This is a genomic window from Pseudacidovorax sp. RU35E (assembly GCF_900156165.1).
Classification (GTDB): Bacteria; Pseudomonadota; Gammaproteobacteria; order Burkholderiales; family Burkholderiaceae_C; genus Xenophilus.
On record NZ_FTMY01000009.1, the window covers coordinates 260,987 to 274,995 of the forward strand.

Here is a 14,009-nt window from a genome sequence, read left to right on the forward strand (position 1 = left end):
CACCGTAGCCTCACCGCTTCTCCCATGACTCACCCAGCACCGCAACTGACGGCCCATGCGAAAGGCCTCGACCAGCTGATCCAGCTGGCCGGCGCGCAACCGCTCGACCCGGCTGTCGATCACTTCTACTTTCTGCGCCACGGGCAGACGCCGCGCAATGCGCTGCGCATCTTCCAGTCGTACGACGAGCCCCTGTCCGACCTGGGCCTGGAGCAGGCGGCCCTGGCGGCGACCGTGCTTGCCCAAGAGCCCATACGTACCATCGTGTGCAGCGACGCGAAGCGGGCCTTCGACACCGCCCACACCGTGGCGGCACCACTCAAGCTCACGCCGGTCGCGCGCGAGGTGCTCCGTGAGCGCCACTTCGGATGCCTGGTCGGCACCTCGTCGCTGGACCTCGACTGGGCCTGTGCGCCGGAGGGCGGCGAGACGCTGGCGCAGTTCGTCGAGCGCAAGCGGTCGGCCCTCGATGCAGCGCTGAAGGAGCCCGCGCCGGTGTTGATCGTGGCGCACGGCGGCACGCTGTACGTGCTGGCTGCTCTGCTGAACGTACCGGTGGATGCCGCCGTGCTGGGCAATGCACAACCGCTGCGTTTCGATCGCCGCCCGGACGGCACATGGGCCGTGCGGGCGTTGCGCGCTGCCGACGGAACCATGGCAGCCATCGCCTGAGGGCGGGCGCAGCGCAGCGTCCGAGGCAGAGGCAGCGCGAGGTGCCGGCACCCGCCTCAGTGGGCACCGCGCGTCATGGCCCTACATTTACGGTTGGTTGACATTCTTTGCAGCCGCGACCTGGCTGGCTGGGCGCGCAGCCCTGCTCCCGCATGACGTTCGCCCGCCGACCCTGGACATCCTTCCTCAAACTTCGACATCTGATCATTGCGCTGACCACGTCCAGCGCGGTGGTTTCGCTGGTCGCCACCGTCTACGCCAGCTATCGCGTGCAGCGCGAGCAGCTGATCTCCCAATCCCTGGACTACAACCGCGCCTACGCGGACAAGCTGGCCAGCAGCGTGGAGGACTTCTTCCATGGCGCCCAGCAGCAGCTGGCCTATTCGGCGGAGCGGCTCGCCCCGCGCATGGATGACGCTGCCCTTCTCGAGGAAGAGGTGCGGCGCCTGAACCTGCAGACCGACAGCTTCAACTCGGTCGTGGTGGTCGACATGCGGGCGCGCATCCTCGCCGCCGCGCCCGAGTCCCTGCGCGCCCAGGGCACCGTGCTGCAGGACCCCGGCACCCGCCGTGTCATCGAGGCGGGGCGGCCCTACATCAGCGCGCCCTACCAACCGCCGACCGGCAATCTGCTGATCTTCGTGGCGCAGCCCATCCTGGCGGCCGACGGCCGCAAGCTGGGCATGGTCGCCGGCACCATCTACCTCACCGAAAAGAGCGTGCTCAACCAGTTGCTGGGCACGCACTACTACCGCGACGGCTCGTACCTGTACGTGGTCGATGCGCAGCGGCGCATCCTCCACCACCCCGACCGACGCCGCATCGGCGAGGTGATGGGCAGGAATGCGGTCGTGGATCGCACCGCACGGGGCCAGTCGGGCAGCCAGGTGCTCGTCAACAGCCAGGGCGTCGAGATGGTGGCCGGCTTTGCGGTGGTCCCGACCACGCACTGGGGCATCGTGGCCCAGCGACCGCTGTCGGCCACGCTGGAGCCCATCGGCGCGCTCATGCGCCAGGTGCTCGCGTGGACGCTGCCGCTCAGTGCCGTGGCGCTGCTCCTGGTGTGGGCCTTCGCGCTGAAGATCGCCAAGCCGCTCAATGCCATGGCCGCGGCGGCCACCAATTTCCGGGCCGGCGATTCGGACGAACGGCTGCGCGCGGTGTCCGCCTGGTATTTCGAGGCCACCCAGATCAAGAGCGCCATGCTGGCCGGGCTGGGCGTGTTCACCGGCAACCTGCGGCGACTGCAGAAGGATGCCGCCACCGACCCGCTGACCGGACTGGGCAACCGGCGGCAGTTCGACCTGAGCCTCGCGCGGCTGGCCGAGCGCGGCACGCCCTTCTCGGTCGTCATGCTGGACATCGACTACTTCAAGCGCATCAACGACGCCTTCGGCCATGACGTCGGCGACGAGCACCTGCGCCGGCTGGCGGCGCTGCTCGAAGAAGGACTGCGCCCCGGGGACGCGGCCTGCCGTATCGGCGGCGAGGAGTTCGCGCTGCTTCTGCCGCGCACTGACATGGCCGAGGCGGTGGTGCGGGCCGAGGCGCTGCGCCTGCGGGCGGCGGATGCACCCATGCCCGAGGGCCGGCGCATCACCCTGTCGCTCGGCGTCGCCGAATGGCCGGGCCTGGCGCCGGGCGGCCCCGATGAGGTGGCTGCCGTGCTCAAGGCGGCGGACCAGCGGCTCTACGCAGCCAAGGCCGCGGGACGCAACCGCGTCGAGGCCGGAGACCACTGAGCGTCGGGGCGCGAGCGCCCGTCCGGCGCTGCGCAGTGCCCTTGCAAACGCGGCGGCCGGGCCGCAACTGCAAGGCATCTCACATCACCTGGCGTGCGCGAGCGGTGGCCGTCCCGCTCGGAACCATCGTGATTCCATCGTGGCGGCCAGCGTTTGCACGCGCAAGGTGACGCCGGGCCCGCTTGGGGCTGGCCCGGCGCAACCCTCACATGGAACAACGCAACGCCATGGACGCACCCAAGAACCACTACGACACGCTGGGCGTGGCGCGCGACGCCACGGCCGACGACATCCGCAAGGCCTACCGCCGGCTGGCCCGCAAGTACCACCCGGACGTGAGCAAGGAAGCCGACGCACAGAGCCGCATGCGTGAGATCAACGAGGCCTACGATGTCCTGGGCAACGCCGACAAGCGCGTCGAGTACGACGCGCTGACCGAGCGCAACCGCCGCGGCGCCGCCATGGGCGGTGGTGAAGGCTTCGCGCCGCCACCCGGTTGGGAAGAAGGTTTCAGTTTCTTCCGAAGCGGCGGACCGGGTGCAGGTGCCGATGCGCCGGACCTGGGAGCCTTCTTTTCCGACCTGTTCGGTGCCGGCTCCGCCTCGCCGTCGGGCAGCAACGCCCGCCGGCGCGCCCATTCGGCCGCAGGCGAGGACCGGCATGCCGCCCTCGAGGTGCCGCTGGAGTTCGCCCTCTCCGGCGGGGAGCGCGAGATCCAGTTGCAGGCCGTGGAAGTCGACGCCAGTGGCCGGCCTCGTCCGGTGACGCGGACGCTACAGGTGCGCGTGCCAAGCGGCGTGCGGCCGGGACAGCGGATCCGCCTGGCGGGCCAGGGCATGCCGGGCCTCGGCGGCGAGCCGGCCGGCGACCTGTACCTGGAGGTGCACATCGCGCCGCATCCGATCTACCGGGTGGACGGCCGCGATCTGGTCATGGATCTGCCGGTGACGCCCTCGGAGGCCGCCCTGGGCGCAGAGGTCGAGGTGCCACTGCCGGGCGGTGGCGCAGGCCAGGTCAAGGTGCCGCCGTCGGCGCGGGCAGGCATGCAGCTGCGGCTCAAGGGTCGCGGCCTGGGCGGCGACCTGTACCTGGTGCTTTCCATTGCGATGCCACCGGTCGACAGCGCGGCCGTGCGGGCGGCCTACGAGCAGTTGGCCCAGGCGACGGCAGGCTTCGACCCGCGGCGTGAGATGGGCGCCCGGAACCGGGCCGCCACCGCGGCCTGAGACGGAGCCCCGCGCGCGAAGCCAGCCTGCGCCGTGCTTCGGCAAGACGGGCGTCAAGGTTCGCGCAAGTGGCCCAGGTGGCGGCTGGCCGCCGCCGCAGCCTCGCGCAACGCCCGACCGACCGTTCCCTCCGGGTCGGGATCGAAGCCGCCCGTGGCGCCCAGCGCCGTGATCACCGCGCGCACACGGCCCGCATGATCGAGCAGCGGCGCCGCAATGGCGCTGATGCCGGGCAGGTTGGTGTCGCGCACCCACGCGCAGCCGGCGTTGCGCACCGACTCGCACAACTGGCCCAGGGGCTCATCGCGCGTCAGCGAGGCCCGCTGCCGCGCATCGGCCCGCTTCAGTTCGTCCTCGGCCATCGCGCGCACGCGGGCTTCGTCGCCCAGCCAGCCCAGGAAGGCCCGGCCCGTTGCCGACCACAGCAGCGGCAGCACCGAGCCCACGCGCACGTTGACGGTGATGGGCAGGCCGGGCTCCTCGAAGCGCACGATGGTCGGGCCCTTGTTGCCCATCACCGCGAGGAAGCAGGTCACCTCCAGCGACTCGCGCAGGTGCACCAGCGCCGGCTCGGCCAGGCGCAACGGATCGGCCTGACGCATGGCCGCCACGCCGATCTGGATCGAGGCCGAGCCCAGGAAGTAGTGCTGCGAGCCGCTGTCCTGCGTGACCAGTTCCTCCTCCACCAGGCTGGCCAGGTAACGGTGCACCTTGGCGGGGCTTTCGCCCACATGGGCGGCCAGGGCGGTGAGGCTGGCCCGGCCGCCCAGGCGCGCCAGGCCCTTGAGCACGACCATCCCGGTTTCCGCCGATTGCACGCGCTGGCGACGCTCCCGGCTTCGGGCGGGCGCTGCGACCCGCGCCTCGGCAGCGACTGCGGGGTCGGTCACGGCAATGTCGGACGAGGATGAGGTGCGGCGGGGCATGGGGGCGAGCGTAATCGGGTTAACCCGGTCCGCCAGATTACGCAATGCGTACCAAAATTACGCCTATCAAAAACCCGAAGACGCCTTGTCGGGCGTCAAGTTCTGGAGACTTTCCCATGAAGAAGCTTCTGGCTTCCTGCCTGATGGCCCTGCCGTTGCTGGCGCCTGTCGCCTCTGCACAGGCACAGCAGGCCGCCTACCCCGCCAAGCAGATGCGCTGGCTGGTGCCGTATCCGGCGGGCGGCGGTTCGGACTTCCTGGCCCGCACCATCGGCCAGCAGCTGTCGACGCAGACCGGTCAGCCGGTGGTGGTCGAGAACAAGCCGGGCGGCAACACCGCCATCGCCGCCGCCGACGTGGTGCGCTCCCAGCCGGACGGCTACACCATGCTCTCGGCCGACAACGGCACACTGGTCTTCAACCCCGTGCTCTACAAGAGCCTGAGCTACAACCCCGGCAAGGATCTGGCGCCCGTCACGCTGATGGGCCGCTTCCCGATGATCCTGGTGGTCAGCCCCAGCGTCACGGCCAAGGACGCCAAGGAATTCATCGCCCAGGTCAAGGCCAATCCGCAGGGCATCAACTTCGCCTCGGCCGGCGCGGGCAGCCCGCACCACCTGGCGATGGAGCTGCTCAAGACCGAGGCCGGCCTCAAGATGACCCACGCGCCCTACCGCGGCGCCGCCCCGGCGCTGGCCGATGTGGCGGGCGGCCAGGTGCCGGCCATGATGGTGGACCTGGCGGCCGGTGCCGGCTTCATCAAGGGCGGCAAGGTGCGCGCGCTGGCCGTGGCCAACGCCACGCGCCTGCCGCAGCTGCCCGACGTGCCGACCTTCGCCGAACTGGGTTTCAAGAACGTCGAGGCCGCCGCGCTGGTCGGCCTGGTCGTGCCGGCCGCGACGCCGGCCGAGACGGTGAATGCCCTGAACAAGCAGGTCGTGGCCGCCATCAACGCGCCCGATGTGCACAAGAAGCTGATCGATTTCGGCGTCGAGCCGGTCGGCAACACGCCCGCGCAGTTCGCCGAACTGCTCAAGGGCGAGAACGCGCGCTGGCACAAGCTGATCCGTGACCTGAACATCACGCTGGACTGATCCTTCGTTGGCGCCCGCGCCGCCCCCCGGGGTGGCGCGGGCGTTTCGCTTTCTGGAGTTGCCGCATGACCGCCCCCGTCGCCGACGCCCCCGCTTCCGCCCCCGCCGGCGCTTGCCCCTTTGCCCACGCCGCCGCACCTGCATCGGGCGCGCCGAACGGCTGCCCGGTCAGCCATGCGGCGGCCGGGTTCGATCCCTTCAGCGACGGCTACCAGCAGGACCCGCCCGAGTACGTGCGCTGGGCGCGCGAGCAGGAGCCCGTCTTCTACAGCCCGCTGCTGGACTACTGGGTGGTGACGCGCTACGAGGACATCAAGGCGATCTTTCGCGACAACCTCACTTTCAGCCCCTCCATCGCGCTGGAGAAGATCACGCCCACGGGGCCCGAGGCGAACGCCGTGCTCGCCAGCTACGGCTTCGCGCTTAACCGCACGCTGGTCAACGAAGACGAACCCGCCCACATGCCGCGCCGCCGCGCGCTGATGGAGCCCTTCACGCCCGAGCACCTGAAGCACCACGAGCCGCTGGTGCGCCAGCTGGCCCGGGAGTACGTCGACCGCTTCATCGACGACGGCCGCGCCGACCTGGTGGACCAGATGCTGTGGGAGGTGCCGCTCACCGTCGCCCTGCACTTCCTGGGCGTGCCCGAGGAGGACATGGACACGCTGCGCCAGTACTCCATCGCCCACACGGTCAACACCTGGGGCCGGCCGAAGCCCGAGGAACAGGTGGCCGTGGCCCATGCCGTGGGCAACTTCTGGCAGTACGCCGGCCAGGTGCTCGACAAGATGCGCGCCAACCCCGACGCGCCGGGCTGGATGCAGTACGGCATCCGCATGCAGAAGCAACTGCCGGAGGTCGTGACCGACTCCTACCTGCACTCGATGATGATGGCCGGCATCGTGGCCGCCCACGAGACCACGGCCAACGCCACGGCCAATGCGATGAAGCTGCTGCTGCAGCACCCCACCGCCTGGCGCGAGATCTGCGAAGACCCGGGCCTCATCCCCAATGCGGTCGAGGAGTGCCTGCGCCACAACGGTTCGGTCGCCGCCTGGCGCCGGCTGGCGACCAAGGACGTCACCGTCGGCGGCATCGCCATCCCGGCGGGCAGCAAGCTGCTGATCGTCACCTCGTCCGCCAACCATGACGAGCGCCACTTCGCCGATGCCGACCTGTTCGACATCCGCCGCGACAACGCCAGCGACCACCTGACCTTCGGCTACGGCGCGCACCAGTGCATGGGCAAGAACCTGGCGCGCATGGAGATGCAGGTCTTCCTGGAGGAATTCACCCGCCGCCTGCCGCACATGCGCCTGGCCGAGCAGCAGTTCAGCTATGTGCCGAACACCTCCTTCCGCGGGCCGGAGCACCTGTGGGTGGAATGGAACCCGACGGCCAACCCGGAGCGCCGCGACGCGGCCGTGCGTGACGGCGAGCGCGCCCCGGTGCGCATCGGCGAACCCACGGGCCAAGCACTGACGCGGCCCGTGGTCGTCGAGCGTGCCGAGCCGGCGGCCGAGGGCATCGTCCGCCTTCGCCTCGTGGCGGCCGATGGTGGCGCCCTGCCCCGCTGGTCGCCCGGTGCGCACATCGACGTGGAATGCGGCGACACGGGGCTGTCGCGCCAGTATTCGCTGTGCGGCGATCCCACCGATGCCCGCGCCTTCGAGATCGCAGTGCTGCTGGAGCCCGAAAGCCGCGGCGGCTCGGCATGGATGCACGCCCATGCGCACGAAGGCGCGCGCCTGCGCATCCGCGGCCCGCGCAACCACTTCCGACTCGACGAAGGCGCGAAACGCCTGGTACTGATCGCCGGCGGTATCGGCATCACGCCCATCAGTGCCATGGCGCGACGGGCGCAGGCGCTGGGCATTCCGTACGAGCTCCACTACTGCGCCCGTCGCCGCGCCACGATGGCGATGGTGGATGCGCTGCAATCCCTGCACGGCGAACGGCTGCAGCTCCACGTTGGCGACGAAGGCCGTCGGCTGGACCTGCGCGAACTGCTGCGCGTGCCGCAGGCAGGCACGCAGATCTATGCCTGTGGCCCCACGCGCCTGCTCGATGCCCTCGCCGAGCACAGCGCGCACTGGCCCGAGGACAGCCTGCGCGTGGAGCATTTCGCCTCCACGCTCGGCACGCTGGACCCGAGCCAGGAGCACGGCTTCGAGGTCGAGCTGAAGGACTCGGGCATGACGCTTCAGGTGCGCGCCGACCAGACGCTGCTGCAGGCCCTGCGCGCCGCAAACATCGACGTGCAGAGCGATTGCGAGGAAGGGCTGTGCGGGTCCTGCGAGGTGGCCGTGATCGAGGGCGAGATCGACCACCGCGACCGCGTGCTGACCCGCGCCGAACGCGAGGCGAACCGCAAGATGATGAGCTGCTGCTCGCGGGCCTGCGGGCAGAAGATCGTGCTGCAGCTCTAGGTCGTCGGTGAATCCGGCCCGAACGGTCAAGCGATGAGGGTGCTGCCTTCCGCGCGCCACCAGTCGATGAAGGCCCGCAGGGCCGGCGAGGTCTGCCGCCGGCCCGGGTAGTAGAGCTGGAAGCCGGTGCCCGGCGGGCACCAGTCGTCCAGCACGGCCACCAGCCGGCCGCTGCGCAGATGCGGCGCGGCCATCGCCTCGTAGACATAGGCCCAGCCGGCGCCGTCGAGCGCGGCCTGAAGCGCGAGCGGCTGGTCGTCTACCGTCAGCCGGCCCGGCACGTCCAGCGCCACGCGCTCGGTGCCGCGGGCGAATTGCCAGTGGTAGAGCTCGCCGTGCGGAAAGCGCTGGCGGATGCAGGGCCGGCCCAGCAGCGCCCAGGGGTCTTCAGGCGCGCCGTCCGCAGCGGCCAGCACCGGCGTGCCAACCACCACGAAGCGCTGCGGGCCGCCCATCGGCAAGGCCACCATGTCGCGCGGCACCGACTCCTCGAAGCGGATGCCGGCGTCGCAGCCGACGGCCACGATGTCGAGGAAGCCATCCTGCGTCTGCAGTTCCAGCGCGATGCGGGGATGGGCGGCGAGGAAGGCGGACATCACCGGCGCCATGATCAGCTGTGCGGCGCTGCGGGGCATGTTCAGGCGCAGCAGGCCGGCAGGCTCGCCCACCGCCTCGTACGCGGACTGCCAGGCGGCCTCCAGCCCGTCGAGATGGGGTCGCAGGCGTGCCAGCAGTTGCAGGCCGGCGGCACTGGGCGCGACGCTGCGCGTGGTGCGCTGCACCAGCGGCTGGCCCAGGGCTTCTTCCAGCGCCCGTACCGACTGGCTCACCGCCGAGGGCGTCACGCCGAGGCGCGCGGCAGCGCGGCGGTAGCTCTGCAGTTCGGCCACGGCCGCGAAGGCGCGCAGCTGGCGAAGGTCGGGTGGCGATGGCGTCATGGGCGCGGATTGTGAAGCGGCGCTGCATGGGCCGTGCAGGCCGGACGGGATTGCTGCGCTGCCGCCCGCGGACGACGATGCAGACCTGTCCCGCGTGCTGGTGTGCTCGCCACGCCGGCGCAAGTTCCATCCGGGCCGGCGCCTGGCCCGCCGGCCAGGGGCTCCCGCCGTCTTTCTTCCATGAGGCTTCCATGAGCATCCGTCCCGCCGCTTCCGATCCCGTTTGTGCCGCGCCGCGCCCCCTCGCAGGCCGCGCCGTTTTTCCCATCGGCCTCGGCTGCATGGGCATGAGCGAGTTCTACGGCGCCAGCGACGACGCCGAGTCGCTGGCCACCTTGCAGGCCGCCTTCGAACTCGGCGTCCAGCATTTCGACACCGCCGACACCTACGGCTTCGGCCACAACGAGCAGCTGGTGGGCCGCTTCCTCGCCGGCCGCGCCGCCGCCGACCGCCAGCGGCTGACCGTGGCCACCAAGTTCGGCATCGTGCGCGAGCCGGGCCGCTACGAGCGGCGCATCGACAACACGCCGGCCTACGTCCGAGCGGCCTGCGAAGCCTCGCTGCGGCGGCTGGGCACGGACTGCATCGACCTCTACTACTGCCACCGGCGCGACCCCGCAGTGCCCATCGAGGACGTGGCCGGCGCGATGGCGCAGCTCGTCGCCGAGGGCAAGGTGCGGGCCATCGGCTTCTCGGAGATCGGCCCGGAGAGCCTGCGCCGCGCCCATGCGGTCCATCCGGTAGCTGCTCTGCAGAGCGAGTTCTCCCTCTGGGAACGCGGGCTGGAGACCGAGCTGCTGCCGCTCACTGAACAACTGGGCGTCGCCCTCGTCGCCTACAGCCCGTTGGGCCGCGGCATGCTGACGGGCGCCCTGCCGGCAGCCTCGGAGCTGGAGGAAGGCGACTTCCGCCGGGCCCTACCCCGCTTCAACGGCGAGGCGGCCGAGGCCAATCGGCGGCAGGTGGAGGCGCTGAAGGCGCTGGCGGCGCAATGGGGCCTGCCCGCCACCCAGCTCGCGCTGGCCTGGACGCTGCACCGCGCGCCGAATGTGCTGCCGATCCCGGGAGCGCGGCGGCAGACCCATTTGGCGCAGAACGTCGGTGCGGCCACCGTCGTGCTGAGCGCGGCTCAGGCCGAGGCCCTGGACACGCTCTTTCCGCCTGGTACCACCGCCGGTGCGCGCTATCCGGATGCCGGCTGGGCGGGGATCGAGACGGCGGCCTGACGGCCCCTCACCCTACCTTCTGCACCATCCGTATCACGCTGGAGAAGTCCAGCGCCCCATGCCCCGCCAGGCTGTGCGCCGCATAGAGGCTGCGCGCCAGGCCACCCAGCGGGGTGCTGGCCTTGACGGCCATGGCGTTCTCCTGCGCCAGGCTCAGGTCCTTGAGCATCAGGTCGGTGCCGAAGCCGCCGGCATAGCCCTTGGAGGCCGGGGCCGTCTCCATCACGCCGGGTAGCGGGTTGTACTTTTCCAGCGCCCAATTGCCGCCGGAGCTGCGGCGCATGATCTCGGAGAGCACCTTCGGATCCAGCCCGTTGGCCACGCCCAGGGCGATGGCCTCCGAGGTGCCGATCATCAGGATGCCCAGGAGCATGTTGTTGCAGATCTTTGCCGTCTGGCCGGCGCCGGGGCCGCCCGCGTGGAAGATGTTGGCGCCCATCTTCTCAAGCACGGGCCGGGCCCGGGCCAGGTCGGCCTCGCTGCCGCCCACCATGAAGGTCAGCGTGCCGGCGATGGCGCCGCCCGTGCCGCCGGACACCGGCGCGTCGATGACGGCGATGCCGCGTGCAGCGCCGGCCTCGGCCACCCTGCGCGAGGTGGCGGCGGCGATGGTGCTCGAATCGATGACCAGCGTGCCGGGCGCGATCTGCGCCAGCAGGCCGCCTTCGCCCAGGTAGAGCGATTCCACATGGGCGCTGGCCGGCAGCATGCTGACCACCACCTCGGCCCCGCTCACGGCAGCGGAGGCCGACGCGGCGATGGTCACGCCCTGGGTCCGCAGGGCATCGCACGCGGCAGCCGAGAGGTCGAAGGCGCTGACGGCATGGCCGGCCTTGTGCAGGTTCAGGGCCATCGGGCCGCCCATGTTGCCGAGGCCGATGAATGCGATCTTCATGTTGTCTCCTTGGGTGTCTTGGTGGATGCCGCTCAGCGCAGCGGCACCAGCTCCGGCGCCATGTCGCCGCGCTCGCGCAGGTGGTCCTGCACGAATTCGGGGTCGATCTCTTCCAGCGTCGCCGGCTGCCATTTGGGGTTGCGGTCCTTGTCGACCAGCACGGCGCGGATGCCTTCGGCGAAGTCCTTGTGCGCGCAGAAGCCGAGCGAGGCCCAATATTCCAGCCGGAACACCTCCGCCAGAGACATGCGCGGCACGCGGCGCCACAGTTCCCACGACAGGGCGATGGAGCTGGGCGCGCCCTTGGTGAAGGCGATGGCGGCGTTCTGCAGCCAGGCGTCGTCGGCCTTCACGGCGCGCAGCCGCGCGGCGATGTCCAGCAGGTCGTCGCCGGCCATCAGCGCTTCGATGGTGTCGTAGTGATCGCGCAGCTTCGATGGCAGCCGCGGTGCGTCTTCGGCTGCGGTGGCCAGGATGCGCGAGAGCAGCGCCCGGTCCGCCTCGCCCTCGCCTTGCCAGGCGGTGGCGCCGATGGCCTCCAGCACCTGGGCCTTGCGGGCCTGCGGCACCAGCACGTCGGCCAGGCCGGCAAAGATGGCATCGGCGGCGTTGATCTGCGCGGCCGTCAGCGCCAAAAAGAGGCCCGTGCGCCCCGGCGCGCGGCGCAGGAACCAGCTTCCACCCACGTCGGGGTACAGGCCGATGTTGATCTCGGGCATGGCGATGCGGCTGCCTTCGGTCACCACGCGGTGCGAGGCGCCCACCATCAGGCCGACGCCGCCACCCATGACGATGCCGTGGCCCCAGCACAGGAAGGGCTTGGGGAAGGTGTGGATCAGGTGGTCGAGCTCGTATTCCTCGGCGAAGAAGCGCTCGGCGTATTCGTTGCGGCGCTCGCCGCAGTCCAGCAGCGTCTGGTAGAGCTGGCGCAGGTCGCCGCCGGCGCAGAAGGCTTTTTCGCCCGCGGCCTGCAGCAGCACGCCGACGACCTGGTCGTCGGCTGCCCACTCGCGCAGTTGGGGCGTGAGCAGCCGCACCATGTCGACGGACAGCGAGTTGAGAGATGCCGGCGCATTGAGCGTGGCGACGCCGAAGCGTTTGCCATTGGCGATGGGCAGGGAATCGAAGAGGACGACAGGTTCGGTCATGGGCGAGGAGCTTAGCGACGCGGGGCGCGCGGCGATATCAAGGACGGGACTGCAGCGGGATGGGTGGGCGGCTCGGCGAGGCGTGGGCGCGCAGCGTCAGCGCAGATCCGCCTCGCCATCGAGCAGCTTGCGCGCGACGATGAGCCGCATGATCTCGTTGGTGCCTTCCAGGATCTGGTGCACGCGCGCATCGCGCAGCAGGCGCTCGAGCGGAAAGTCGCCGAGGTAACCGTAGCCACCGTGCAACTGCAGCGCCTCGTTGCAGACGGTGAAGCCCGCATCGGTCGCGAAGCGCTTGGCCATCGCGCAATAGGTACTGGCATCGGCATGGCCGGCGTCGAGCTTGCCGGCGGCCAGGCGCACCATCTGCCGCGCGGCGACCAGCTCGGTCGCCATGTCGGCCAGCTTGAACTGCAGGGCCTGGAAGCTGGCGAGCGGCTTGCCGAACTGCTGGCGCTCGTGCAGGTAGCGGCGCGCGGCATCCAGCGCGCCCTGCGCGGCGCCGACCGAGCAGGTGGCGATGTTGATGCGGCCGCCGTCCAGTCCCTTCATGGCGATGCGGAAGCCCTCGCCCTCCTGGCCCAGCAGGTGGTCCGCGGGGACGCGCACGCCGTCGAAGTCGATGGTGCGCGTGGGCTGGCTGTTCCAGCCCATCTTGTGTTCCTTCTTTCCGTAGCGGATGCCCGGCGCGTCGGCCGGCACGGCGAAGGCCGAGATGCCAGAAGGCCCGGTGCCGCCGGTGCGGGCCATGAGCACCAGCACGTCGGTGGAACCCGCGCCCGAGATGAAGGCCTTGCCACCGTGGATGACGTAGTGGTCGCCATCGCGTTCGGCGCGGGTCTTGAGCGAGCCGGCGTCCGATCCGGCGCCCGGTTCGGTCAGGCAGTACGAGGCCAGCTTGCGACCGGCGGTCAGGTCTTCGCCCCACTGCGCGCAGACGGCGTCGGTGCCCCAGGTGCCGAGCATCCACGTCGCCATGTTGTGGATGGTGATGAAGGCGGTGGTCGAGGGGTCGACGGCCGCCATCTCCTCGAACACCAGCGCTGCATCGAGCCGCGGCAGGCCGAGCCCGCCGATGCGCTCGGGTGCGTAGAGGCCGCAGAAGCCCAGCTCGCCGGCCTTGGCGATGGCCTCGCGCGGGAAGATGGCCTCGCGGTCCCACTGCGCGGCATGCGGCGCGAACTCGCTGGCGGCGAAGTCGCGGGCGGTGTCGGCGAAGGCGCGTTGTTCTTCGGTCAGTTCAAAGTCCATGGTGCTTCTTTTGTCTGTTGGCGCTTGGGCGGCTTGTCTGTGCCGCGTTGCCTCGGCCTGGTCTGCACGGGTGCGCAATTGATTGGCTGTGCGTTCTCGGTCGGCGCAATTTGTATGGTGGGGGCGGCGCGCGAGAACCGGCCCGCCGCGGGCTCAGAGTGAGGCGGTCGGCACTGCGTGCCGACTCCGCTGCGATGCTCCCGAACCCGGCCCGCGGCATAACTCGCTGCGCTGCCTGCGGCAGCTCCGCTCAAACAAATGCCGCGAGTCAGATCACGAAGCAGGCCTGTCCTTCGGCAGGCCTGCGGCCGGGTCCGCTGCGCTTCTCGCCGCCTCACAAATCGCCCGCGGCGGGCCGGTCCTCGCGCGCGGGGACGTTGCGCACCAACTTGCCGGCACGAGCGGCCTTGCCCACCTTCACCTTCGGCTCGGCTGAAGGCGTTGCTGAGCCGGCATCCCGCC

The 14,009-nt window shown here is 70.6% G+C and carries 11 protein-coding genes; 6 read left to right on the top strand and 5 right to left on the bottom strand.

The annotated features are described in order from the left end of the window. Positions 1–24: 24 nt before the first annotated feature. From BXA03_RS17885 to BXA03_RS17895, 3 genes are all read left to right on the top strand, one after another. Positions 25–672 carry a histidine phosphatase family protein gene (locus BXA03_RS17885; protein WP_076510449.1) on the top strand — a complete coding sequence of 216 codons (648 nt, stop codon included), beginning with the start codon at positions 25–27 and terminating at the stop codon, positions 670–672. 152 nt (positions 673–824) lie between these two features. After that, positions 825–2,414 carry a sensor domain-containing diguanylate cyclase gene (locus BXA03_RS17890; RefSeq protein ID WP_076510301.1) on the top strand — a complete coding sequence of 530 codons (1,590 nt, stop codon included), beginning with the start codon at positions 825–827 and terminating at the stop codon, positions 2,412–2,414. A 209-nt stretch (positions 2,415–2,623) separates the two neighbouring features. Beyond that, complete coding sequence (locus tag BXA03_RS17895; RefSeq protein WP_369822445.1) at positions 2,624–3,640, top strand: DnaJ C-terminal domain-containing protein; 1,017 nt, start codon at positions 2,624–2,626, stop codon at positions 3,638–3,640. A gap of 53 nt (positions 3,641–3,693) precedes the next feature. Here the strand turns inward: BXA03_RS17895 and BXA03_RS17900 are convergent, their stop codons facing one another. After that, positions 3,694–4,566: an IclR family transcriptional regulator gene (locus BXA03_RS17900; RefSeq protein ID WP_076510306.1), complete on the bottom strand. Its 873-nt coding sequence runs from the start codon at positions 4,564–4,566 to the stop codon at positions 3,694–3,696. Between the two features lie 116 nt (positions 4,567–4,682). Here BXA03_RS17900 and BXA03_RS17905 point away from each other — a divergent pair, with 116 nt between their 5' ends. Beyond that, positions 4,683–5,660 carry a Bug family tripartite tricarboxylate transporter substrate binding protein gene (locus tag BXA03_RS17905; protein WP_076510309.1) on the top strand — a complete coding sequence of 326 codons (978 nt, stop codon included), beginning with the start codon at positions 4,683–4,685 and terminating at the stop codon, positions 5,658–5,660. Positions 5,661–5,725: 65 nt separating this feature from the next. After that, positions 5,726–8,089, top strand: a complete 2,364-nt coding sequence (locus BXA03_RS17910) for a cytochrome P450/oxidoreductase (protein WP_076510311.1) — start codon at positions 5,726–5,728, stop codon at positions 8,087–8,089. A 26-nt stretch (positions 8,090–8,115) separates the two neighbouring features. Here the strand turns inward: BXA03_RS17910 and BXA03_RS17915 are convergent, their stop codons facing one another. Continuing rightward, positions 8,116–9,027, bottom strand: a complete 912-nt coding sequence (locus tag BXA03_RS17915) for a LysR family transcriptional regulator (RefSeq protein ID WP_076510313.1) — start codon at positions 9,025–9,027, stop codon at positions 8,116–8,118. 191 nt (positions 9,028–9,218) lie between these two features. Between BXA03_RS17915 and BXA03_RS17920 the strand changes: the two genes are divergently transcribed. Beyond that, positions 9,219–10,253, top strand: a complete 1,035-nt coding sequence (locus BXA03_RS17920; protein ID WP_076510315.1) for an aldo/keto reductase — start codon at positions 9,219–9,221, stop codon at positions 10,251–10,253. 7 nt (positions 10,254–10,260) lie between these two features. Here the strand turns inward: BXA03_RS17920 and mmsB are convergent, their stop codons facing one another. From mmsB to BXA03_RS17935, 3 genes are all read right to left on the bottom strand, one after another. After that, positions 10,261–11,148, bottom strand: coding sequence for a 3-hydroxyisobutyrate dehydrogenase (mmsB, locus tag BXA03_RS17925; protein WP_076510317.1), 888 nt, complete (start codon positions 11,146–11,148; stop codon positions 10,261–10,263). 32 nt (positions 11,149–11,180) lie between these two features. Next, positions 11,181–12,296, bottom strand: coding sequence for an enoyl-CoA hydratase/isomerase family protein (locus BXA03_RS17930; RefSeq protein ID WP_076510318.1), 1,116 nt, complete (start codon positions 12,294–12,296; stop codon positions 11,181–11,183). 96 nt (positions 12,297–12,392) lie between these two features. Then, positions 12,393–13,547: an acyl-CoA dehydrogenase family protein gene (locus tag BXA03_RS17935; protein ID WP_076510319.1), complete on the bottom strand. Its 1,155-nt coding sequence runs from the start codon at positions 13,545–13,547 to the stop codon at positions 12,393–12,395. Positions 13,548–14,009: the final 462 nt, after the last annotated feature.

Excerpts from the sequence above, each read along its gene's own strand:
- BXA03_RS17915 (WP_076510313.1), bottom strand. The coding sequence starts at position 9,027 with ATGACGCCATCGCCACCCGACCTTCGCCAGCTGCGCGCCTTCGCGGCC.
- BXA03_RS17920 (WP_076510315.1), top strand. The coding sequence starts at position 9,219 with ATGAGCATCCGTCCCGCCGCTTCCGATCCCGTTTGTGCCGCGCCGCGC.
- BXA03_RS17910 (WP_076510311.1), top strand. The coding sequence starts at position 5,726 with ATGACCGCCCCCGTCGCCGACGCCCCCGCTTCCGCCCCCGCCGGCGCT.
- BXA03_RS17905 (WP_076510309.1), top strand. The coding sequence starts at position 4,683 with ATGAAGAAGCTTCTGGCTTCCTGCCTGATGGCCCTGCCGTTGCTGGCG.
- BXA03_RS17935 (WP_076510319.1), bottom strand. The coding sequence starts at position 13,547 with ATGGACTTTGAACTGACCGAAGAACAACGCGCCTTCGCCGACACCGCC.
- BXA03_RS17930 (WP_076510318.1), bottom strand. The coding sequence starts at position 12,296 with ATGACCGAACCTGTCGTCCTCTTCGATTCCCTGCCCATCGCCAATGGC.
- BXA03_RS17900 (WP_076510306.1), bottom strand. The coding sequence starts at position 4,566 with ATGCCCCGCCGCACCTCATCCTCGTCCGACATTGCCGTGACCGACCCC.
- BXA03_RS17895 (WP_369822445.1), top strand. The coding sequence starts at position 2,624 with ATGGAACAACGCAACGCCATGGACGCACCCAAGAACCACTACGACACG.
- BXA03_RS17885 (WP_076510449.1), top strand. The coding sequence starts at position 25 with ATGACTCACCCAGCACCGCAACTGACGGCCCATGCGAAAGGCCTCGAC.
- mmsB (WP_076510317.1), bottom strand. The coding sequence starts at position 11,148 with ATGAAGATCGCATTCATCGGCCTCGGCAACATGGGCGGCCCGATGGCC.
- BXA03_RS17890 (WP_076510301.1), top strand. The coding sequence starts at position 825 with ATGACGTTCGCCCGCCGACCCTGGACATCCTTCCTCAAACTTCGACAT.